Source organism: Pseudoalteromonas sp. UCD-33C (assembly GCF_001306895.1).
Classification (GTDB): domain Bacteria; phylum Pseudomonadota; class Gammaproteobacteria; order Enterobacterales; family Alteromonadaceae; genus Pseudoalteromonas.
In genome coordinates, this window is sequence record NZ_LJTB01000002.1 from 426,973 (window position 1) to 449,583 (window position 22,611).

Sequence of the window (22,611 nt, forward strand, 5' to 3'; positions counted from 1 at the left end):
CATTGGGATATTAAAAAATGAAAATTGCACACAGCTTATCTGCTATTGCATTAGGATTAACACTTGCTACGCAAGTGAATGCCGCAGAGTTCACTTTTGCGAAATCAATTAAACCGAACGACAACACCCTAGTTTTATTTTTAGATACAGATAGCCAAGTTGCTAACTTTAATTATTTAAAGCCAGAAACCCAAACTCACATAAATAAAGTCATTGAATTTAGCGACTTTAAAGCAGGCTATGGCAAAACTTTAGAAGTTATCGCACCAAACGGTAGCGACCATCAGCGCATCTTACTTGTTGGCTTAGGAGAGCAGCCAAAACTAGATGCAGCAAAAATGGCAAAACTAGGTGGTAACGTTCACGCTAAATTGCAGTCGGCTAAACAGGAAAATGTTAGCCTTGATTTTTCAGAGCTAAAAGACAGCGCAATCAATGCTAAATATGCAGCAGAATTTGCACATGGCGCAAATTTACGTGACCACCGTTTTGAGCAATACAAAAAAGAACAAGACAGCCATGTTGTTAACTACACATTAGATGTTGAAAATTTAGACCAAGCGGTCAAAACCCATAAACTACTACAAAGCATTGAACAAGGTGTATTTTTAGCGCGTGACTTAACGTCTGAAGTTGCAACAGAAATGACGCCGGTTGATTTTGCTAAAGCGGCAAAAGAGCTTAAAAAGTTAGGTGTTAAAATTACTGTTTTAGAGCCTAAGCAACTTAAAAAGCTGGGCATGGGTGCACTTGAGGCTGTTGGCCGTGGTAGCGAAGAAGGTGCACGTTTAGTGGTTGCACATTATCAAGGTAATAAAAACACCCCTATCGCATTAGTGGGTAAAGGTATTACCTTTGATTCTGGTGGTTACAGCCTTAAAACAGGCGCTTCAATCGCCCGCATGAAATCAGACATGGCAGGTGCAGCTGCTGTACTGGGTACTGTAAAAGCAATGGCACTGGCTAAAGCCGACACAAACGTTGTTGCTGTAATGGGCATGGCAGCTAATATGGTATCGCAATTTGCTGTCGCGCCGGGTGACGTTGTAAGAACCGCTGAAGGTTTAAGCGTTGAAATTGTAAATACAGATGCTGAAGGCCGTTTAGTATTAAGTGATGCAATGTGGTATGCCCGCGACAAGTACAAACCAAGTATTATGGTTGATGTTGCTACCCTAACAGGGTCTAAAATTCGTGCTGTAGGTAATGACTATGCGGCTGTGTTTTCTGACGACGACACCCTTGTAGAGCAACTAACTGTTGCTGGTAAACAAGTAAACGAAAACCTATGGCGTTTACCTCTAGGTTATGAAGATGCTTTAAAGTCAGACATTGCTGATCTTAAAAACATCGGTTCACATGGCCCAGGTGCTACTACAGCAGCGAGTTTCTTACAAAACTTTGCCGGTGACACACGTTGGGTTCACATTGATATTGCTGGTAACGCGCTAAATTCTAAAGCAAAAGATGAACTAGCTGAAGGCGGTACAGGCTATGGCGTACGTTTACTGTCTAATTGGTTACTAAATAACGCACAGTAATTAGGCATTGCACTTTATCAAGTGGTTATAAGCTATTATAGCCACTTGATTGTCTTGAGTTTTTCTAATTAACACTAAAGACACATTTACATCATCAACAAACAGCCTATATGCTAATAAGCATTAAGGGATAATAATAAGATTGATACGCAATGACGACGACCAATAGTACACCTAAAATTATGGCGCTCACTACGCATAGCATCTTTTTTGATGCCTATGAAACAGCAAGCGACACACTCACTACGCAAAAGAAAATATGGGCATTAGCCCAATATTGCCAAAGCAGTGATGACTTTGTTGATGTAGTCCCTGCCAATAATAATTTAACGCTTTACCTGAAAGAGCCCGCTCAACTTGCTGGTTGGCTGCCACGATTGCTAGAACAATGGCACGAACTTAAAGCCACAGACTTTAACTCACGTCATCATAAACTTGCGACTCGTTATGGAGGTGAATATGGGCCTGATATAGCGCATGTTGCTAGACATCATAAGCTTTCTGTTGATGATGTTGCTCAAATGCACAGCAGTGCCAAATACCACGTGCTTTTTTTAGGCTTTAAGCCCGGTTTTGCTTATTTAGATGGTTTAAATCCACAACTTTACACACCTCGTCATGCTGAACCAAGGCTCTCTGTTCCAAAAGGTTCTGTTGCTATCGGCGGCGATCAAACCGGTATTTACCCTGAAAGCTCACCTGGTGGCTGGCAAATTATTGGTCATACAGATTTTCGTCTGTTTGATATCAATGCAGCCTCGCCTTGTGCTATTGAACCTGGTGATACTTTAGAGTTTGTTATTCAGGAGGTGTTAAAATGATCACTATCATCAAACCTGGCATGCAAATGTCTATACAAGATCAAGGCCGCACAGGCTCTCGCCATTTAGGCATTGGTCAATCAGGTTGCATAGACCCTTACGCTCAAGTTATTACAAACCGTTTAGTTGGCAACGACGACAACAACCCCGTTATTGAGATCACTTTAGGTCTTGCCGAAATTCAGTTCGATAACGATTACTACATTGCTCTGCACGGCACTGATATGAAAGCCACAGTGAATGGCAACCCTGTTGATCCTGGCTGGAGCTTTTACATAAAAAAAGGCGATGTATTAAAGTTTAATGCTGCACGTCATGGTTTTAGAAGCTACCTTGCTATTGGCGGCGAGTGGCATTTACCTGAGCCCATTTTAGATTCTTACTCAACAGATATATTAGCGGGTTTTGGTGGCTTAACCGGTCAAGCACTACAGGCTGGCGATAGTTTTGATATAACGCCAAGGTACAATACCAAAGTTGGCTTAGGTGCCATGCTACCACCTAAAAGTACACAAATTCGTATTCATGCTGCACCACATGCAGCACTGTTACCAAAAGAAACCATCGTTAACTTTATAAATCATTCTTGGCATGTATCGCCTAATAGTAACCGCATGGGCACAAGACTATTAAGTGATGAGTGTGATATCAGCCATGATGTTTCATTACCCTCTATGGCTGTTGCTCCTGGCTGTATTCAGCTTCCGCCAAATGGTGAACCCATAGTGCTATTAAACGATGCGCAAACAACGGGTGGTTATCCATTGCTCGGCACCGTGATCGAAGCGGATCTTCGTCATTTTGCACAATTAAAACCCGGCGACTTCCTTCACTTTAAGTTTGTTACACTCAACGAAGCCCACGAGGCACAAGAAAAGCTAACTGCGCACTTAAATCAACTTGCGATAGCACTAAACTATATTAATAAATAGCGCTTAATTTATTGATGTTTAAAATGCGAGCAAAGAAAGTCTTTGCTCGCGTTAACTTCATAGCTTGTCTATACATTTAAAAAGGTAAAAACCCTACGTATTCCTTTGCACCAAAGCTGTGCAGAAAGTTTAGTAACAAAAGCCTTTATTCCAGACTCATTATCATCCAATTTGCACAAATCAAGCATTTAAACTGCTCACCCTTTAACCACTTACCCCATACTGGTGCAAAGAGGTAACCGCAGGTGCATATTTTATTCTCAATTAATTAAAAAACCTGTGTGACTTAGGTAATTATTTCTGTTAAAACAAACATTCGCAGTTATATAAATTCTGTTAACTGCGCACATATTTGGAATGAGGAGTCACTATGTGTTCAATTTTTGGGGTATTAGATATTAAATCTGATCCCGCTCAATTGCGTAGCCAAGCAATTGAGATGTCAAAACTATTAAGGCACCGCGGGCCAGATTGGTCTGGCGTGTATTCATCAGATAAAGCTATTTTAGTGCACGAGCGTCTAGCGATTGTTGGCGTATCAAGTGGTGCACAGCCTTTGTACAACCCTGAGCGTACAAATATTCTTGCTGTTAACGGTGAAATTTATAATCACAAAGAGCTCGCTGCTAGCTTAGAAACTGATTTTACTTTTCAAACTCAATCAGACTGTGAAGTTATTTTGGCTTTATATAAACAAAAAGGCCCTGAGTTTTTAGACGATTTAAATGGTATTTTTGCGTTTTGTTTATACGACGAAGAGCAAGATGCTTACTTAATTGGTCGTGACCATATCGGGATTATTCCGCTTTATACGGGTCATGATGAGCATGGTAACTTTTATGTTGCCTCAGAATTAAAAGCATTATCGCCAATTTGTAAACATATTGAAGAGTTCCCTCCGGGTCATTTCTTGTGGAGCAAAGATGGTCAACTTCGTAAGTACTACAGCCGTGATTGGCAAAGCTATGATGCAGTAAAAGACAACGAAGCTAAAGTGAGCGATGTTAAAGAAGGCTTAGAGGCAGCTGTTAAACGTCAATTAATGTGTGACGTTCCATATGGCGTTCTATTATCTGGTGGTTTAGATTCATCGGTTATCTCTGCTATCACACAGCGTTTTGCTGCAAAACGTATCGAAGATAATGACGAGTCTGATGCATGGTGGCCAAAACTGCATTCTTTCTCTGTGGGTCTAGAAGGCTCACCCGATTTAGCAGCTGCACAAAAAGTAGCTGATATGATTGGTACGGTTCACCACCCTATTCACTTTACTATTCAAGAAGGTATTGATGCCCTGCGTGAAGTGATTTATCACATCGAAACGTACGATGTAACAACTATTCGTGCCTCAACGCCGATGTACTTAATGGCGCGCCAAATTAAAGCCATGGGTATTAAAATGGTGTTATCGGGCGAAGGTGCTGATGAGCTATTTGGTGGTTACCTTTATTTCCACAAAGCACCAAATGCGCAAGAGTTCCATGAAGAACTTAACCGTAAAGTCTCTAAACTACATATGTTCGATTGCTTGCGTGCGAATAAATCAATGGCAGCATGGGGCGTTGAAGCGCGAGTGCCATTCTTAGATAAAGAATTTGTAGACGTAGCAATGCGTATCAACCCAGAAGCGAAAATGTGTAAAGACGGTAAAATCGAAAAACACATTATTCGTGAAGCGTTCGACGGCTATCTACCAGACGACGTACTTTGGCGTCAAAAAGAGCAGTTCTCTGATGGCGTAGGCTATAACTGGATTGATACTTTAAAAGAGTATGTGAACGAACAAGTAAGCGATCAAGACCTTGCTAATGCAAAATACAAATACCCGATCAATACGCCTGATTCTAAAGAAGCGTATTTTTATCGTAGTATTTTCGAAGAGCACTTCCCTGGTGATGCAGCTGCGAAATGTGTTCCGCATGGCAAATCAGTTGCTTGTTCTACTCCTGAAGCACTAGCTTGGGATGCATCATTCCAAAACAATGCTGACCCTTCAGGTCGTGCTGCTGGCGTTCATAACGACGCTTACAAAAAGTAGTAACTTTGTGCTGCAAGCCCTGTGTTTGCAGCACTTTCCTCTCAATTGAAATAATTTGCTTTGAAATAATACTGTCATCAAATTATTCCTTCCCCCTACCCAATTTGTTCACAATTCCAACAAAAAACGTAAAAAACTGCATTTATTCGGCTGTTTAGGGACAAAACCATTTACATTTTTTTTCGAACTCCTACACTAAAGACTAGACTTTGGTACAAATTTAGTTCGTCTACAAACTAATTTTAAGTTTTACACGTAAAGAGTATTAGTTGAACTTGTGCCATCCGGCCGTTTAGCTTTCTGCTAGATATAACTACAACAAGAGGTATTCATGAGCGAACATCATGATAAGTACAGTATCGACAATACCGACTACACCGTCGGTCAGGACAATGTACAAAAATGGGGTTTTGATGTGCATAACCCTGTATTTGGCATTAGTGCTGGTTTAATTGCCCTATTCTTAGTGGCAACACTTATTTCAGATGCTGAAACAGCAAAAACAACCCTGAATGGTATTAAGAACGACATTATTAATAACTTTGATGGCTTTTTTATGTGGTCAGCAAACTTATTCGTATTGTTTTGCTTAGCGTTAATTGTTTCACCATACGGTAACATCCGCCTTGGTGGTAAAGAAGCGCGTCCAACTCACTCTCGTATTTCTTGGTTAGCAATGTTATTTGCTGCAGGTATGGGTATAGGCTTAATGTTCTGGGGCGTAGCAGAACCTGTAGCTTACTTTACAGGCTGGTACGAAACACCTCTCGGTGTTGAAGCAAACACGCCAGAAGCTGCCAAAATGGCAATGGGTGCAACTATGTTCCATTGGGGTTTACACCCTTGGGCAATTTACGCCGTTGTTTCGCTTTCTCTCGCATTCTTTTGCTATAACAAAGGTTTGCCGTTATCAATTCGTTCAATTTTTTACCCTATTTTAGGTGACAAAGCATGGGGCTGGCCTGGCCACCTTATTGATATTCTCGCTGTACTTGCCACTCTATTTGGCCTTGCAACGTCTCTTGGTTTAGGCGCGCAACAAGCTGCTGCAGGTATTAACCATGTATTTGGTACTGATAGCGGAATTGGCTTACAAATTGGCGTTATTGTGGGTGTGACGTTACTTGCTGTGATTTCTGTTGTTCGCGGTATTGATGGCGGTGTAAAACTGCTTAGTAACGTAAACATGCTTATTGCTTTTGTATTACTTGTATTTGTTGCACTTGTTGGTTTTTCTGCAGCATTTGGCAACCTTCCAAATACTGTAATGGGTTATGTTGAGAACATTATTCCATTAAGTAACCCTCATGGTCGTGAAGATGAAACATGGATGCATGGCTGGACTGTATTCTACTGGGCTTGGTGGATTTCATGGTCACCGTTTGTAGGTATGTTCATTGCGCGCGTATCTGAAGGCCGTACAATCCGTGAGTTCTTAATTGCTGTATTACTAGTTCCTACTGTTGTGACTATCTTCTGGATGTCGATTTATGGTGGTATCGCTATTGAACAAGTTATTGATAAAGTGGGTGTACTAGGTGAAAAAGGCTTAACTGATGTACCACTTGCAATGTTCCAAATGTTTGAAGCCCTACCAATGTCGCAAGTGCTTTCATTCATTGCAATTGTGTTAGTACTCGTGTTTTTTATTACTTCATCAGACTCAGGATCATTAGTAATCGACTCTATCACTGCCGGTGGTAAAGTTGACGCACCAGTACCTCAACGTATCTTTTGGGCAACAATCGAGGGTGCTATTGCAGCAGCACTTGTTTGGATTGGTGGCACACAAGCAATCGAAGCCTTACAAGCCGGCGCCGTATCTACGGGCTTGCCGTTTACCTTTGTATTGCTATTAATGTGTGTAAGTTTAATTCTTGGCTTACGAACAGAACCAAGACACTAAACCTGCCGTTAAATAATAAAAAACGCCGCATTTGCGGCGTTTTTTATTTATAAGCTTTGCTCAGATAATTTAAATTAACCGGCAAAAGCCGTTGCTACTGGCGCTATATGAGTAATTCGCTTAGCGGTGTATCTTGGCGGTAGTGGTAAGCTATTTGCGCTTGTAGCAGCTCTGCGGTGGCTGTGGCATCATTCAGTGCGTTGTGGTTTTGATACGCAGGTAACGAATAACGAATACGAGAGTCTGCTAAGCGCACAGAATCAAGCTTAGAGTTAAATAATCGCCCTAGTAACCCTTGCTTTGCTCTAAGAGCACGAGTTTCCAGATCTAGCGTGTCTATAACAGCAAATTCAAGCCCTTCGCCTAAGCGAGCTTGCAACGCTTGATATAAAAAGTGCCGTTCAATGGGAGCAAAATGCACCACTATAATTTTGCCTTTTAATGCTGCTAACAAAGGCTCCATAATCGTTGAAAAATCAGGTGCATCGCTCACTTCTGAGTGAGTTATACCATGTATAACAATCGACTCTTCAGCAAGCTTACGCCTTGGTTGAACAATCCAATGTTGGCTATCTTTACAAAAAATACGCTTAGTATTGAATGGGATTAAACCAACACTGACGATATCGTCATTTTGATAATTTAGACCGGTTGTCTCAAAATCAAGTGCAACGAAGGGAACATCGCTAATAGGCATGTTTAAATCACAAAGAGCTGATTCATAAAATGCTTTAATTAGTGGCTGTTTGCTCTGTGCTAATAACTGTTGATACCGAGTGGGCCAATCAAGTTTCGCGCCTTGTTTTGCCATTACTTCATCCCAGTGTTGGCAGAATATCTGAATTTAAGGAAATTCTGCGCTTTATCTAAAATGGCAAACGCCTCTTTGAGATTACGCTGCTCAAAAGGAGAAAGTAAATGAGGCTCTAAGTCGTTATCTGGCGCTTCATCAAGCTTTTCTATTTGCCATGCTTGGTGTCTTATCCTGATCATGGCAATGTATTCTAGGGCATCTCGTAAATCTTGTGCTTTGCCTTCAGGGAGTAATTTAGCTTCGATAATATCTTCTAAACGCTCGAATGAATTTTGTTTACGGCTGCCTATCGCTAATGCGTGCACGCGTATTACGTCAGATAAAGGCGCTGTACCGCGGCGTTTTAAGTTCATAGAGCGCTTGTGTTGTCCATTATGCTCTAACACAAAGTCTTTAAAGAAACCTAAAGGCGGTGTTCTGTTACGCGCATTCGCTGCAAGGTTTGCCAAGAAACGTTTATTCTTACGCCCTTCTGTTGCGATAAAGCGTTTGAGCTCATCGGCCCATTTGTTTTTACCGTAAACACCGTCTAAATCAAAAAAGATCGAGCTGTGTAACAAAGCCTGCGGTTTAGGTTCGGCCATCCAACCTGCAAATTGCTCTTTCCACTGCTCGCGTGTTAAACGCCACTTTTTAAATGACGCCATAATTTCGCCTTCACAATACTTGTAGCCACACTCAGCTAAACCGTCACAAACAAAATCAGCCAAATTCTGGAAGTACTCGTCATGTAACTCCTCGTTAAAATTATTATCAAGGATAATGGCATTATCTTGGTCAGTTACAATTAATTGCTCATCACGCGCCATTGAACCTAGAGCGATGAAGCAATAAGGAACCGGCGGTGGGCCAAACTTTTCTTCAGCTAAATCAAGTAAACGCTGTTTGAAGGTACGCCCTATTACAGCCATTGCGGTACCAATCATGTGTGAGTTAGCGTCTTCGTTAACCATGCGTACAAACACATTAGGCAGCTGCCTTGCATAGTGAGCTAAATCTTCAACCGATTGCTGAGCTAATATGCCGCGTACTAACAATAAGCTACTTTGCGACTCGTAGCGTAAAATATCTGATAACGAAATAACGCCAATCGGTTTTTTCTTAACGACTACAGGCAGGTGGTGAATATTATCTCTGAGCATTGCAAGCACGGCTTCAAACACATACGCATTGCTATCAAGAAGTACTAAGTCCTTTTGCATTATTTGCGCGGCTGGCGTTTCGTAACTTAACCCTTCAGCAATAACGCTGGTACGTAAGTCACGGTCGGTAATGATGCCAACTACTTGGCCGTCGTCGTCATCAGGATCATCACTGATTGGTTTATCGGCATCAGTAACTAGTACAGACGATACTGACTCTTGCGTCATTAATTGCGCAACCATTTGCACTGATGCATCTTTTGCCACAGTAACAACATCACGATGAAGAAGCGACTTTACCTTAGCAGTTGTTAAATCGTTGCTGTCAGCTTGTTCAACAATTGCCTGATGAAGGCGCACATTACCATCGGCTTCAAAGAAATCGGCGAACACTTCGTACTCATCACAAAACTCGTTAAACAACTTAACATTGATGCAATAAACTAAGGTATCTTCAAGCGCCTTTGCCGGAAAACGCACTTTACGGTTCATAAGAAGGCCCATTGAACCAAAGATCCCACCGATAGTTAAACGGTTGTATAAATCACCATCACGGCGATACATTTCAACGGCACCACTGCGTATAACATATAAATCAGCGATATCTTCGCCATAATTTAATATTTCAGTACCTGCGCGAAAATAAGCGATTTCGATTTGTGCTGCGAGTTTATTTACTGCCTCTTCAGGAAGATCATCAAATGGAGCATGATCAGAAAGAAATTGGGCAATATCGACGTGTTCGGCTTGCATACGCGTACCTAGATTAAACCATTTGATTTAATTGTGAGGGTAATTGGCTATTTTTTCAAAGAAAAAATAGCCAATTAAGTAGGATTAAGCCTTTTCTAACTCTTCAGCCAGAAGTTTCGACTCATCTCCCCTCGGTTTAGTAAAGCGGGCTAAACCAAGATAAATAACAGGCGTTAAATAGAGGGTAAATAACACCGCCAGTGCTAAACCGCCAAATACTACCCAACCAATCGCGTTACGAGCCTCAGCCCCTGCACCGGTAGATAATATAAGTGGTAATGCACCCAGTAAGGTTGAAACCAGTGTCATCGCGATTGGGCGAAGACGAACCAATGCGGCCTCTTCTACTGCAACTCTAACCGAGCGTCCTTGGTCACGTAACTGGTCAGCAAACTCCACTAGCAAGATGGCATTTTTAGCAATTAGACCAATCAGCATCACTAAACCAATTTGCGAGTAAATGTTTAATGATGTACCTGTTAGATACAGCGCTAGAATTGCAGATGTAATACCAAACGGTACTGTGATCATAACAACGATTGCACTATTCACACTTTCAAATTGTGCAGCCAATACCAAAAGAACAATTAAAAAGGCCAGAACATAGGTCACTAATACTTCGTTGGCAGTTTCTTCAAAAGTTAATGCCTCACCTTTAAACGCTAAGCTGATGCCAGCAGGCAGAGATTGCTCTGAAATATCACGAATTTTTGTTACCAGCTCAGCAATAGTTACGCCCTCAGGCATTTCCATACTCAGTTCAATAGCACGGCGCTGCGCGTGGCGCTCAAGCTCAGCTGCAACACCTTCTTCAGTAATCGTTGCTACACTACTAAGTGGCACTAACTGACCATTACGGCCACCAACATACAAGTTAGCTAAATCGCTCGGGTTTGTGATTGTTTGGTTTTGTGCTTGCAACATAATCGGGATTGATTGGTCACCAATATTTAAATCGGCGATATCATCACCATTGATTGCAGCGCGAAGTGTCACAGAGATATCATTGAGCGATACGCCTAGCTCTTCAGCACGACGTCTATCAATATTTACCCGTAATTGTGGCTGTGACGGCTGATATGAAATACGTACAGGTGCCACTTCTGGCACTGCTTTTTCAATTTCAGCAGAGAAGTCTTGCGCAGCTTTAAATATCTCGAGGTAGTCTTGGCCCAATAACGCAAGCTCAATACCACCACCTTGACCACGCAGGTTCAAACTATTTGAGCCACCTGGGTAACCAGCCGCACCAGGAATATTCCCTAAAGGCTCACGTATTTTATTGATAATTTCTTGCTGACTAAAGTGACGTTCGTCCCAATGTTTTAGTGGCACAGTAATAAATACAATATTTGGATCCCACTGCCCAACCACAGTGTAAATAGACTCAATATCACCACTTTCAACATACGGCAGTAAGATATCTTCCATTTGAACCGCTTGCCTGTCCATAAAATTCAGGCCAACACCATCTGGACCACGGGCAAAAATACGAATTTTACCGCGATCTTCTGTTGGTAATAACTCGTTATCTAAATTGAAATACAGTGCACCAGAGCCTGCAGCGACCAACAAACACGCAAAAAAGGTAAGCCATGCATGTTCAAGTACACCATGTATTGTGCGCTTATAAACAGCGGCTAACACATGACCAACTTTTGCAAATGGATGAAAACCGCCCTGCTTTAATTTCAGTTTTGATGTCAGCGCAGGGACCAAAGACAGCGCTACAAAGCTTGATATGATAACAGCGCCAGCTAATACCCCACCAAACTCTCTAAATAGTCGCCCTGCTGTTGATGGTAAAAAAGCGATAGGCACAAACACCGCAGCTAATACGGCGGTTGTTGCCACAACAGCAAAGAATACTTCACGGGTACCAACCACTGCAGCTGCTCGACGACCAAGACCTAAGCCCCGCTGACGTTGTATGTTTTCACTTACCACAATGGCATCATCTACAATTAGGCCTGTAGCTAACACGAGTGCAAGCAAGGTAAGAATATTAATTGAGAAACCAAGCGCCCAAATAAGTGCTAAAGAGCCAATTAATGCAACAGGTATCGCAAATGCAGGAACCAGCGTTGCGCGCCATGAGCCAATAAACACCCACAGTGTGATCACCACTAACAGCACGGTTAGTAACAGTGAGTTAATAACTTCATCAACTGAGCTTCTGATAAACTGAGCATCGTCAGAGGTTAAAGTGAATTCCATTTCAGGAAAACGTACTCGCATGCGCTCGATTAAAGTTAGCACTTCATCAGAAATTTCAATGGTATTAGATTGCGCCTGACGAATAATTTCCATGCCAATCACAGGTGTGCCATTAAGCCTTACGAATGAACGCGGATCGGCTGGGCCAAAGTAAACAGCCGCAACATCGCCAATACGGGTATCGTCACGAACGATGATATCGGCTACTTGTTCTGCTGATATTGACGTTGCATCAGCACGAACAATCACCTGTTGGTCGCTTGATTTTAAACTACCCGCAGGCACATCAAAGGGAGCTTGGCGAAGTACATTGGCAATATCTGGTACCGTAAGGTTAAAGCTGCTTAACTTAAGTGGGTCGATGCGCACTCTAAGCACCCGTTCACGGTCGCCATTTAAACGAACATCAGCAACGCCTGGAATGGTTAAAAACTGCGGAGCTAAGTCGACATCAACACGCTCTGTCAACGCCTCAAGGGATAAGCTATCACTTGATACCGTTAACGATACAACCGCTTCGGCATCGTTATCGGCTTTAATAATTGATACCCGTTCAACTTCTTCGGGTAATTCTCGCTGCACACGGGCTACCGATTCACGCGTTTCGTTTGCAGCATCATCTAAATTTACACCGGGACGAAACTCAACCACGATACGAGCATTGTTTTCTTCACTTTGCGCGCGAATCGACTTTACACCACTAACCCTAGCAACCGCCCCTTCGAGCTTGCTAGTTACTTCGGTATCTACGGTCTCCGGTGAACCACCAGGAAAAGACGCTGATACAGTAATACGAGGTCTATCAACATCAGGTAGCTCACGTACTTCAACCCCTGCTATTGCTGCAATACCGGCGATAATAATGAGTAAGTTAAGTACCACGATTAAAACAGGGCGACGTATCGCCATTGATGGTAAGTCTTCCATCATAGGTTGCTGTTTCATCATTACTCCTTGGCTAGCTGCACTTCATTGATGAAATTAAGCTCTTGATTAGGTCTTAGGCGTTGAACTCCTTCTGTCACCAATAAGTCACCTTCGTTTAAGCCACCAGAGACTAACAAGCGCCCTGCTAAACGCTGCTCAATTTTAACATCAACGCGAGTTGCTTTTTTATCGACGCTCTTCCATACGTAAGGGCCTGCTGCCCCCCACATCATGGCTGCTTCAGGTACTACGGCAAGCTCTTCACCTAGAATATTTATATGCACACGAAAGCTCATACCCGGCATAAATTGCTGGGCATTATTATCAAGTTTGGCTTTTGTTCTGAGTGTGCGGGTTTGGGCATTAATACGCGAATCAAGCTCTGCCACCTGAGCCGTGTAAGCTTTATCGCCTAACCAAGGCACCACTTCGACCGAAGATTTTTGTTTAAGCACAGAGATAGCAGCCTCTGGGGCATTAAAATTGATATAAAGCTCAGAAATATCATCAATGGTGGCAATGGCTGTTTGGGTTGTGATCCTATCGCCTACTTCAACGTCAGTTAAACCCATAACACCACTAAAAGGAGCACGAACTTCGCGGTCTTCACGCTCTGTTTTCGCTTGCATTAACTGGACTTTTGCAAGCTCATAAAGCGTTTTCGCATCATCTAAATCACTTTGCGGTACTGCACCACGGGCGTGGCTTTCTTCAAGCCTTTTCATGGTACGCTCAGCATCTTTTAAAGTAATTTCAGCTTCGATCAACGCTGCCTTTTGTCTACGTGAATCAAGCTCTAATAGTAAGTCGCCTTTGGCAACGTTATCGCCTGGTTTAAAGTAAACAGCAGTGACTCTGTCCCCAACGGCTGGGTAAAGAGTGACTGAGTGAATCGCTTCAGCATTACCCACGGCTTTTATCTGTTGTTTAGACTTTTCAACAGACACTGATTCTACAACTACATTAGCCGCTTCAGCGACGGAAATACAACTAATACAGGCAATTAAAGTCCATGTATGTAATTTGCCAATTGTCAAAATTTCACCTAAATAAGAATCGTTTTAATTGTTACGAAGTGTAACAGCTTTGTGATCAATAAAAAGCTGACTTCGTTTAATAAACAATTAGCCAAGGTGAAATAAACCCATACATCGCCTGTGTTTTCTAATTAGAAACGACAATGTGATGAATCGACTTCTTTTAAGTGTGCTTCGCTTGCAATGGTTACCTCTACACAATCAGATTGATCAGTTATTTGTTCCTTTTGAATTAGTGTAAAACTACCTTCTTGCTCTGATCTTAATGAATACTCAAAGGTATCATTACTACCTTCTGATATAGCTGTTACTAGGCCGCCAACAAGTGCCCCAGCAATTGCCCCTGCAATCATATCTTCGTGGTTGCCATCTAGCTGATCAACAAGACCAATTGTAGAGCCTGCTGCTATACCCGTTTCAACGTTGGATGATAGCTTAACTGGCTGAACCGATGTCACTTTTGCATAAAAGCGTTTAATCATTACATTTTGGTCGGCTCTATCTACCCCTTGTGTCGCGCAGCCACCTAAAAATAGTAAACCTAGCAGTAATTTATTCATTCTATTGTCATCCCATCAGTATAAAGCTTAAGTTAGATAGTATTTCTAAGGTCAGTTAGAGACTGTTTAAGATGTGTAAAAAACTGTATGTAGCTAAAACGAACAGGCATAAAAAAAACCCCAGACAAAGCTGGGGTTTCTATCAATTCATAAAGCTAACAATTACTGTTGGCGCTGTGCTTCTTTTTGCGCTTTTTTAGCTTCTTTACGCTTACGAAGAACTTCTTGCGCTTCGTTACCGATGTGACCTTCACCACGCGCTTGTGCTAATTCGATTTGCTTTTGACGCTCAGCAAAACGTGCACGTTGCTCTTCTGTTAGGCTGTCGTGACAGTGATGACACGATACACCTTCCATGTATTCTGGCTTTTGCTTTTCTTCTTCAGTGATAGGCATACGACACGCGTGACATTGGTCGTAAGAGCCTTTTTGTAAGTCGTGATTTACCGCAACACGGTTATCAAATACAAAACACTCACCTTCCCACATGGTTTCTTCTTTTGGTACTTCTTCTAAGTACTTAAGAATGCCGCCTTCAAGGTGGAATACTTCGTCAAAGCCTTGCTCTTTCATGTACGCAGTTGATTTTTCACAGCGAATACCACCGGTACAGAACATAGCAACTTTTTTGTGCTTTTCTGGGTCTAGGTTTTCTTTCGCCCACGCTGGGAATTCGCGGAACGTTTTGGTGTTTGGATCAACCGCATTTTGGAAAGTACCGATCTCAATTTCGTAATCGTTACGCGTATCGATAAGAATCACTTCAGGGTCTGAAATTAACGCATTCCATTCAGCTGGTTTTACGTATGTACCCACTACTTCACGTGGGTCGATACCTTCAACACCCATAGTTACGATTTCTTTTTTCAGTTTTACCTTAGTACGGTAGAACGGGCATTCGTCATCGTATGACTCTTTAGTCACGATGTTGTCTAGGTTTGGTTGTGAATCTAACCATGCAAGTAGGTTATCGATACCTTCACGTTTAGCAGAAACAGTACCGTTGATACCTTCAGCCGCAAGTAACAAAGTACCGCGTACTTCATTGTCTTCCATTACTTTAAGTAATGGTTGGCGAATAGCTTCAAAATCTGGAAGGGCTACAAATTTGTAAAGTGCGCAAACAACAAAGTGCTCGCTAGTTACATTGTCTTTATGAACAGCAGTCATGGTTTTACCTTTTGCTTTAAATGCCCATGTGGGGCGTTAACCGAATCGCAAATCCGGCGCATTGAGGGCGCGTATTTTACGCGAATTAGCGATAATTGCAAAAACTGATGCGAAATAGCTGTGTTTTTACTGTCTCCAAGTGAGGCAAGTGCGTTATAATGAACAGGATTTACAAATTTTGCTCATCGGAGATTACGCATTGCATTTTACTGAACTTGGGATTGATACACGCCTCGAAAAACAACTTGCGCATCAAGGCATCACCCAGCCCACTGACATTCAAGCTCACGCGGTACCTACAGCTATCGCAGGCCATGATATTTTTGCACAGTCAAAAACAGGATCGGGCAAAACGCTGGCGTTTTTATTACCTGCTGTACAGCGCGTAATGAAACAAAAAGCACTCAGTAAACGCGACCCTCGCGTTTTAATCGTTGCGCCTACCCGCGAATTAGCAACCCAAGTGTACAGCCAATTAAGGCTATTAATTGCCGGTACAAACATTAGTGCTGTAAAAGTACTGGGTGGTGAAAACTTTAATGACCAAATTAAAGCACTACGCAAAGACCCACATTTTGTAGTAGGTACACCAGGGCGTTTAGCTGACCATTTGAGTCAACGCTCATTACAGCTTTCAGGCTTAGAGCTGTTAATTTTTGATGAAGCTGACCGTATCTTAGATTTAGGCTTTACCGATCAAGTTAAAATGATTAACGAGCTTGCTGATCACCGTTTACGCCAAACGTTATTGTTTTCAGCAACTCTTGACCATGCACAAGTTGATGCCCTATCACGTAACCTTTTACGTTCACCAAAACAAATTCTGTTAAGTGCTTCTAACGAGCAACATAGTGACATTACTCAGCAACTTTATTTAGCTGATCACTTAGATCACAAAGAAGCCCTACTTGAGCACTTTGTAAAACAAGACAATGTTGGCCAATGCATTATTTTCACCGCAACACGTGCCGACACTCAGCGTTTAAGTCAGCTATTAAATGATAAAGGCTTTAAAGCGCAAGCGCTTGCGGGTGACTTAACACAGGCTAAGCGCCTTGAAATTATGGACGCCTTTAGCCGTGAAAACTTTAAAATCTTAATCACCACCGATGTGGCATCGCGTGGTCTTGATTTATTAAGCGTAACCCACGTAATTAACTTCGACCTACCAAAACATGCTGAAGAGTATGTGCACCGTATTGGTCGTACTGGTCGCGCAGGGTTTAAAGGAACTGCTATTTCGTTAGTAGGCCCGAAAGATTGGCCAAGCTACAAAGCAATTAAAGCATTTTTAAATGATGAATTAAGCTTTTTCACCGTTGACGGCCTTGTTGGTAAATTTAAAGGTCTGCGTGAGAAAAAACCAAACACAGTTTGGAAAAAAGCAGAGAAAAAAGTGGCTGCTAAACCTGCAAAACCAAAACGCAAAGCAGCCCCTAAAAAGCCAAAAACCCCTATTCAAGCACCAATTGATGTAGATGGTTTTGCTCCAATGCGCCGTAAGAAAAAGCCAGAACAGGAATAACAATGAGTATTTTAGGAACCACACAAACCCTTTTCGTTAACGAAATGTCTAACGAAGGTGCTTATTTAGATGGCCGTGATTTAGGAGAAGTATTCTTACCAAGCAAAGAAATTGATTACGAATTAGAAGCTGGCGACAGCGTGCAAGTATTCATTTACTTAGATCACGCAGGTCACCCAACTGGCACTACAAAAAAACCTTTAGCTGAAGTAGGCGAATTTGCCCTACTACGTGTTAAAGCAATCAATAGCACCGGTGCGTTTATGGATTGGGGCCTCGAAAAAGACGTACTAGCGCCATACAACGAACAAAAGCCAAAAATGAAAGACGGCTTTTCGTATCTTGTACGCTTATACCTCGATAACGCCAGCAAACGTATTTGTGCATCGAGCAACTTTAATAAGTTTTTATCGAAAGAAGAACCAACTTACTCTGTAATGGAAGAAGTTGACTTAATCGTTGCCGGTAAAACAGACCTAGGCTACAAAGTACTTGTAAACGAAGCTCACATTGGCGTTGTTTATTACAACACGGTATTTAAAAAGCTGTTTGTTGGCCAACGCTTAAAAGGCTTTATTCAAAAAGTACGTGAAGACGGTAAAATCGACGTACTACTTGAAAAGCCAGGCATGGGCAAAGTAAACGACTTAGGCGAAAAAATCTTAGCTAAATTAAAAGCCGAAGGCGGCGTACTTCACTTAGGCGATAAGTCAGACCCAGAAGCAATTAAAAAGACCTTCTCGACCAGTAAAGCAAACTACAAAAAAGCCATTGGCGGTTTGTTTAAGCAAGGTTTGATTGATATTGAAGCGACGTCGATTAGATTGAAATAAGTTGCGAGTTGCGAGTTGCGAGTTGCGAGTTGCGAGTTGCGAGTTGCGAGTTGCGAGTAAAGCTTTACTCTTTTTTAGTTTCAATAACTATATAATTCACATTTTGAGTTAATTAAATTTATCAAAAAAACCTAAATTAATCTGAACATACGAGATTTTATACTCGATGTTAAATGCATTCTAGTGATGTTGTTGGCCATATAGGCTGATCGTTATCGCTATACAATACACCAAAATTAATGTTTGTGAGGTTATTAAAATGAAATTGAAGTTCTAGCCATTCTTTTTCAAACGTTACAGATATAAACGAGCCATAATCATCAACAGAAGGTTCAGAGCCTAGTTCAGTCTTAATAATTGATATAACTTCGGCCATTGGCTTACCTATAAGTTGATAACCAAACAAAGCTGCACTTTTATTGTAAACTTCGATCCAGCCAAGACGATTATCATTGTCAATTTCAAAAGTCAGCTCTATTAAAAGCTGGTTAAACTGCAATCGCTTATTTTCTGAATCGGTGAAAAATATTTTATCAGGTACACCTAACGCAGAAACAGCTTGCGTCTCTGTAAGACCAAATTGAATTGTGTCGATTCCATGCCCTAGTATGATTTCCATTAATTGAATCCTTTTAAGCGAAAACAGGGTTTTATATGCAATTAGATATTCGGCTCAACATATCTAAGCCTTGGTTTTGGTTCAAAAGAAACCAAGAAGTTATTATCGTCGTTCGCTAAATAGACTCTTAAAACCAACTCACCGCCCCACGCTTGAAAGGCAATTCTTGTAATTTCTTCTTTATAAATATGAAATACTAACTCCGTTCCGTAAAATAACTTTACACTCACTGAGTTATTCATAAATGGTGAATGAGTAAATATTAATTTTTCGTTGTTCTCATAGGTCTTAATGAATGAGAATAGCCCTTCATCATGATCATATTCGCAAGAATAGCCAAATCCTTTTTCAAAAAACTCTACTTCATCAGGAAACTCGTATGTCAATTTTACACCTTGCTACAACTGTAATTAATGTACAGTAAAGAGTTTTTGATTACGGGTAATTCTCTAGCTTTCATTAGCAAACAACCTAGCGTCTTCAAGTTGCCCTTCTGTACAAACCCACCGCCAATGAATGTCTTCAATCTTATTGCCTAGTATTGATTGGCAAAAACTCTGATTAGAATTCTTAAAAACTACTTTACGAAAGAGTTGTTAATAATATAAGCAGAAGAAGTAAAAAAGAAAAAGTGTAGAATGCATGGTAAGCAATTGATTATATTACCAGTTGTGAAGTATGATTGAAGCATAATTCAGTTGGTGATGGTATACAATGCTTTTAGATAAATTAATTTCACTTGAAGAGTCAGAATCTTTAGAGTTCAAGTCGTTTTGGTATTGGAACGGATTGGACAAAGACACGCAAAAAGCTTGGGGTGAACTTCTAAAAGACTTTGTTTCTCTATTTAATACTAAGAGTAGAGAAAAAACAAAGTATTTAATTATCGGTTTTGATGAAAATACAAAGAAAAAAAACAATTATAATTACGATAAAAATGGAAATAAAATAGAGAATATATCCGATATAGCTTCATTCAAAAAAAATCTTGTTAGCAGACTTAACAAAAACTTTCGCGTTAAATGTAGTGATAGCTATGTTGATTTAAAAAGCATCCCAATTGATAGTTATTTTACAATAAAAAAAGAAAAATCAGATAACAAAGAGCTGTTAATAATATCATTTAAAGAAATACCATTTCTACTAGAGTTAGATAAACAACTACCAGCTCAAACTGCATATAAACAAGGAAATGTTTTTATCAGAAAATTGAAAAGAGATAGTACGCCAGAGAATGCAATTGCCAACGCAAATGATATCTCATTGCTTTTTTCTGGATGTAAAAATTCTAATGAACTGATAATAAGAGAGAAAGAATACACTGTAAGCAAATTGGTTGATTGCTTTAGAGAAGTTCAATCCCCTAAATCAATTATATACAAGCATCATTCTAAAGAAAACAAGTATGAACACTATATATTATCCGGTGGAATAATACAGAACCCAATACATTTAATTTATTTTAATAAGTACACATCGCAAACAAAAGCTGTTCAGCATATATATGAAAAAAACTTAGTCATGAATAAAGATCAAGTTTTTTTGATAACTGATAATGCAAATAGAACTGGTGGTGAGTTTAACGATAATAAACTATCAAAAGACTTTAAAAGCATCGGGATAAGTGTTGAAATTTACACAATTGAGAAATTTTCATTGGACAAAATATATAACGATGCTTTCGAAGTTGACATATTACATGATGGTGAGTTTTCGATTGATGATTTTATAACCCCCCTGACAATAGATAGCGATAAAAATGTAGATATTTTGATTTCGGAGTGGATGGAATTAGATAACTCGCCTCTAATGATTTTGAAAGGCCTAGGTGGAATTGGTAAAACAACAGTTGTAAAACATTACCTTGATGGTTTGTACAAGCAAAGAAAAGGCGATGTTAACATAATATTTGTAAGCTCTCATGATCTGATCAACGTTCTTAGTAAAAATGATGAAGTTAGTGATTTATATGATTTTTATAAAGCATTCCTGGATGTTGAAAATGTAAGTTACATTTTGGATAAAACGGTTTTTGAACTTACTATAGATCATGGTAATTTAATATTCGTTATTGATGGTATTGATGAGGTACTAGCTAAGTTAGGTGGTAAATTTGATGTAAATGGACTGATTAGTTCTATTTTTAATAATTATACTGACACCCTGGCTAAGGCTAAAGTTATATTTACCTGTCGAGAAGAGTTTTGGTCTATCGGTGAGTACGAGGATAAAATATATCCACTAACTTTATCACCTTTCACTAGAGAATTAGCTGAAAAATATTTTGAGAAAAAGTTTGAAGGAAATAAAAACAAAATTAGTAAGGCATTAAGTTTGTCTGAACAATTTGCTTTAAATAAAGAAACAAATGAATATGTTCCTTATATACTAGACATGGTGAAGGAAAACCTTCTAGTAGAAGAGCACAATCTCTCTTTTCCCAATACAGAACTATTGAATCCGGAACTAGCTAATGACTTTTTAATTGGTAAAGTGTGTGATAGGGAAATAATAAAACTGGGTCATAAGTCAATAGATGAACAAATTAACCTATTCATAAAAATAGCTCAAACCTATGATGGAAAAGTACCATGTCACATTCTGAATAAAAATGAATATGTTGATGTAAACCATCTGAATATATATAAGGCGCATCCTTTATTAATATATGATTCGATTTCTGACTATATCCTATTTCGATACGATTTTTTCGCAGACTACTTCAAGATGTTGTACGTGTTTTTACTTCTATCAAAAGAAACTGATTTGAGTGAATTATCTAACCTAGACAAAAAAACAATCAGTGAAGTATTGTCTATTGGTGTATCTGCTATTGATTTGATTAAAAAGCGAATCAGTGATATCGATGCTTTCAGAAACGATTTGATCGAAAATCTTTACCTGTTTGTCGGCTTAGCTTCAGAAGATAATACTGATAGAAAATTATCATCATCCATGTTTTTCTTTATCCTATGCACACTCGATAATCAAACAAAGGATGAAAGGACAAAATTATTGGAGCAAATATATTCCGGGGCAAGTAGAGGTGTTATCGAAAATTTAAATCTTATTAATTTCTATTCAACTAGGACGTTTAAAAGTACATTCAATTTCTCAGATATGGTGTTCAAAAACTGCAGGATAGAAAATTATGCAGCATTTGGAGAGTGTGATTTTACAATTAATACAAGGTTTTATGAATCTACTTTCATAAAACCTTTATATAGTAATGGCTTTATTAACTTTCGCCGAGAAAACTTCGAACACAACTGTAATATAACAGACCTTGAAGATAAGTTTTCAGAGATTGAAGAACTAAGTTTGGCAAAAGAAGATAACTATGAAAAAAGCATTAAGAAATGTTTGAATTATTTTTGGAGTAACGGTCGGTTTAAAGTAAAAACTGTCGACTTTATTAATAAAAGGATGAATAAAGATCCTAGTATCCTTTTGAAACTACTTCAAGTTGGCGTTATTGAAGAGACCAAGAAAACTACAAATGCTAAACGATTGGAAAAATCTTATTCAATATCGAAAGAATATAAAAATGACCTATCTAAAATTATGGATCAAAATAGTTCCAATTCATCTCTTGATTTCATTGTAAAAATGGTTATGGATAATAAATAAACCTTGAATTTTGCAGGCTAGATGAATTATGCAGGGTGCTACTTAAAGAATATAGTTCACTGATTTTGTTCTGTCATATACACTAAGGCTCTCGCAATGGGAGCTTTTTCTTTTACGTCTGGTTTATACTGCTGCTTTCCATCCAC

Annotated in this window: 16 protein-coding genes; 8 read left to right on the forward strand and 8 right to left on the reverse strand. The window is 40.0% G+C overall.

The features are described 5' to 3' along the window. Positions 1–17: 17 nt before the first annotated feature. From AOG26_RS05255 to AOG26_RS05275, 5 genes are all read left to right on the forward strand, one after another. Positions 18–1,541: a leucyl aminopeptidase gene (locus AOG26_RS05255; protein ID WP_054561535.1), complete on the forward strand. Its 1,524-nt coding sequence runs from the start codon at positions 18–20 to the stop codon at positions 1,539–1,541. A gap of 152 nt (positions 1,542–1,693) precedes the next feature. Next, positions 1,694–2,362 carry a 5-oxoprolinase subunit PxpB gene (pxpB, locus tag AOG26_RS05260; protein WP_054561536.1) on the forward strand — a complete coding sequence of 223 codons (669 nt, stop codon included), beginning with the start codon at positions 1,694–1,696 and terminating at the stop codon, positions 2,360–2,362. Then, positions 2,359–3,294: a biotin-dependent carboxyltransferase family protein gene (locus tag AOG26_RS05265; protein WP_054561537.1), complete on the forward strand. Its 936-nt coding sequence runs from the start codon at positions 2,359–2,361 to the stop codon at positions 3,292–3,294. The genes pxpB and AOG26_RS05265 overlap by 4 nt, the downstream gene beginning before the upstream one ends. Before the next feature lie 370 nt (positions 3,295–3,664). After that, positions 3,665–5,332 (forward strand): asparagine synthase B, encoded by a 1,668-nt coding sequence (asnB, locus tag AOG26_RS05270; RefSeq protein WP_054561538.1) that lies wholly within the window; start codon positions 3,665–3,667, stop codon positions 5,330–5,332. A gap of 331 nt (positions 5,333–5,663) precedes the next feature. After that, complete coding sequence (locus AOG26_RS05275; protein WP_054561539.1) at positions 5,664–7,238, forward strand: BCCT family transporter; 1,575 nt, start codon at positions 5,664–5,666, stop codon at positions 7,236–7,238. 103 nt (positions 7,239–7,341) lie between these two features. Here the strand turns inward: AOG26_RS05275 and AOG26_RS05280 are convergent, their stop codons facing one another. The 6 genes from AOG26_RS05280 to trhO all read right to left on the reverse strand — a co-directional run bounded on the left by AOG26_RS05280 (position 7,342) and on the right by trhO (position 15,858). Then, the gene (locus tag AOG26_RS05280) at positions 7,342–8,049 is read right to left on the reverse strand and encodes a 3'-5' exonuclease (protein WP_054561540.1); all 708 of its coding nucleotides are present in this window, start codon (positions 8,047–8,049) and stop codon (positions 7,342–7,344) included. Beyond that, positions 8,049–9,947, reverse strand: a complete 1,899-nt coding sequence (locus AOG26_RS05285; RefSeq protein ID WP_054561541.1) for a DUF294 nucleotidyltransferase-like domain-containing protein — start codon at positions 9,945–9,947, stop codon at positions 8,049–8,051. Before AOG26_RS05285 ends, AOG26_RS05280 begins: the two co-directional genes overlap by 1 nt. Positions 9,948–10,031: 84 nt before the next feature. Continuing rightward, complete coding sequence (locus AOG26_RS05290; RefSeq protein ID WP_082401565.1) at positions 10,032–13,109, reverse strand: efflux RND transporter permease subunit; 3,078 nt, start codon at positions 13,107–13,109, stop codon at positions 10,032–10,034. A gap of 2 nt (positions 13,110–13,111) precedes the next feature. Further along, on the reverse strand, positions 13,112–14,128 hold the full coding sequence (locus tag AOG26_RS05295; protein WP_082401566.1) for an efflux RND transporter periplasmic adaptor subunit: 1,017 nt from the start codon (positions 14,126–14,128) through the stop codon (positions 13,112–13,114). A gap of 131 nt (positions 14,129–14,259) precedes the next feature. Beyond that, a complete protein-coding gene (locus AOG26_RS05300) occupies positions 14,260–14,688 on the reverse strand; it encodes a hypothetical protein (protein WP_054561543.1) in 429 nt (142 codons plus the stop codon). A gap of 162 nt (positions 14,689–14,850) precedes the next feature. Continuing rightward, on the reverse strand, positions 14,851–15,858 hold the full coding sequence (trhO, locus tag AOG26_RS05305; RefSeq protein ID WP_054561544.1) for an oxygen-dependent tRNA uridine(34) hydroxylase TrhO: 1,008 nt from the start codon (positions 15,856–15,858) through the stop codon (positions 14,851–14,853). A gap of 199 nt (positions 15,859–16,057) precedes the next feature. Between trhO and AOG26_RS05310 the strand changes: the two genes are divergently transcribed. Together AOG26_RS05310 and AOG26_RS05315 are read left to right on the forward strand one after the other, a co-directional pair. Continuing rightward, entirely contained in the window at positions 16,058–17,383 is a 1,326-nt protein-coding gene (locus AOG26_RS05310; protein ID WP_054561999.1) for a DEAD/DEAH box helicase, read from the forward strand. Between the two features lie 2 nt (positions 17,384–17,385). Further along, positions 17,386–18,216, forward strand: coding sequence for a CvfB family protein (locus tag AOG26_RS05315; RefSeq protein WP_054561545.1), 831 nt, complete (start codon positions 17,386–17,388; stop codon positions 18,214–18,216). Positions 18,217–18,385: 169 nt separating this feature from the next. On the opposite strand, the gene AOG26_RS05320 is transcribed toward AOG26_RS05315, so the two are convergent. Further along, entirely contained in the window at positions 18,386–18,835 is a 450-nt protein-coding gene (locus AOG26_RS05320) for a hypothetical protein (protein ID WP_054561546.1), read from the reverse strand. Between the two features lie 41 nt (positions 18,836–18,876). Then, positions 18,877–19,221, reverse strand: a complete 345-nt coding sequence (locus AOG26_RS05325) for a hypothetical protein (protein ID WP_054561547.1) — start codon at positions 19,219–19,221, stop codon at positions 18,877–18,879. A 328-nt stretch (positions 19,222–19,549) separates the two neighbouring features. Between AOG26_RS05325 and AOG26_RS05330 the strand changes: the two genes are divergently transcribed. Then, entirely contained in the window at positions 19,550–22,465 is a 2,916-nt protein-coding gene (locus AOG26_RS05330; protein ID WP_054561548.1) for an NACHT domain-containing protein, read from the forward strand. Positions 22,466–22,611 lie beyond the last annotated feature (146 nt).

Bases quoted from the DNA above. Each gene is read 5' to 3' on its own strand.
- AOG26_RS05315 (WP_054561545.1), top strand. From the start codon at position 17,386: ATGAGTATTTTAGGAACCACACAAACCCTTTTCGTTAACGAAATGTCT.
- asnB (WP_054561538.1), top strand. From the start codon at position 3,665: ATGTGTTCAATTTTTGGGGTATTAGATATTAAATCTGATCCCGCTCAA.
- AOG26_RS05265 (WP_054561537.1), top strand. From the start codon at position 2,359: ATGATCACTATCATCAAACCTGGCATGCAAATGTCTATACAAGATCAA.
- AOG26_RS05330 (WP_054561548.1), top strand. From the start codon at position 19,550: ATGCTTTTAGATAAATTAATTTCACTTGAAGAGTCAGAATCTTTAGAG.
- pxpB (WP_054561536.1), top strand. From the start codon at position 1,694: ATGACGACGACCAATAGTACACCTAAAATTATGGCGCTCACTACGCAT.
- AOG26_RS05255 (WP_054561535.1), top strand. From the start codon at position 18: ATGAAAATTGCACACAGCTTATCTGCTATTGCATTAGGATTAACACTT.
- AOG26_RS05280 (WP_054561540.1), bottom strand. From the start codon at position 8,049: ATGGCAAAACAAGGCGCGAAACTTGATTGGCCCACTCGGTATCAACAG.
- AOG26_RS05300 (WP_054561543.1), bottom strand. From the start codon at position 14,688: ATGAATAAATTACTGCTAGGTTTACTATTTTTAGGTGGCTGCGCGACA.
- trhO (WP_054561544.1), bottom strand. From the start codon at position 15,858: ATGACTGCTGTTCATAAAGACAATGTAACTAGCGAGCACTTTGTTGTT.
- AOG26_RS05290 (WP_082401565.1), bottom strand. From the start codon at position 13,109: ATGAAACAGCAACCTATGATGGAAGACTTACCATCAATGGCGATACGT.
- AOG26_RS05320 (WP_054561546.1), bottom strand. From the start codon at position 18,835: ATGGAAATCATACTAGGGCATGGAATCGACACAATTCAATTTGGTCTT.
- AOG26_RS05275 (WP_054561539.1), top strand. From the start codon at position 5,664: ATGAGCGAACATCATGATAAGTACAGTATCGACAATACCGACTACACC.
- AOG26_RS05285 (WP_054561541.1), bottom strand. From the start codon at position 9,947: ATGCAAGCCGAACACGTCGATATTGCCCAATTTCTTTCTGATCATGCT.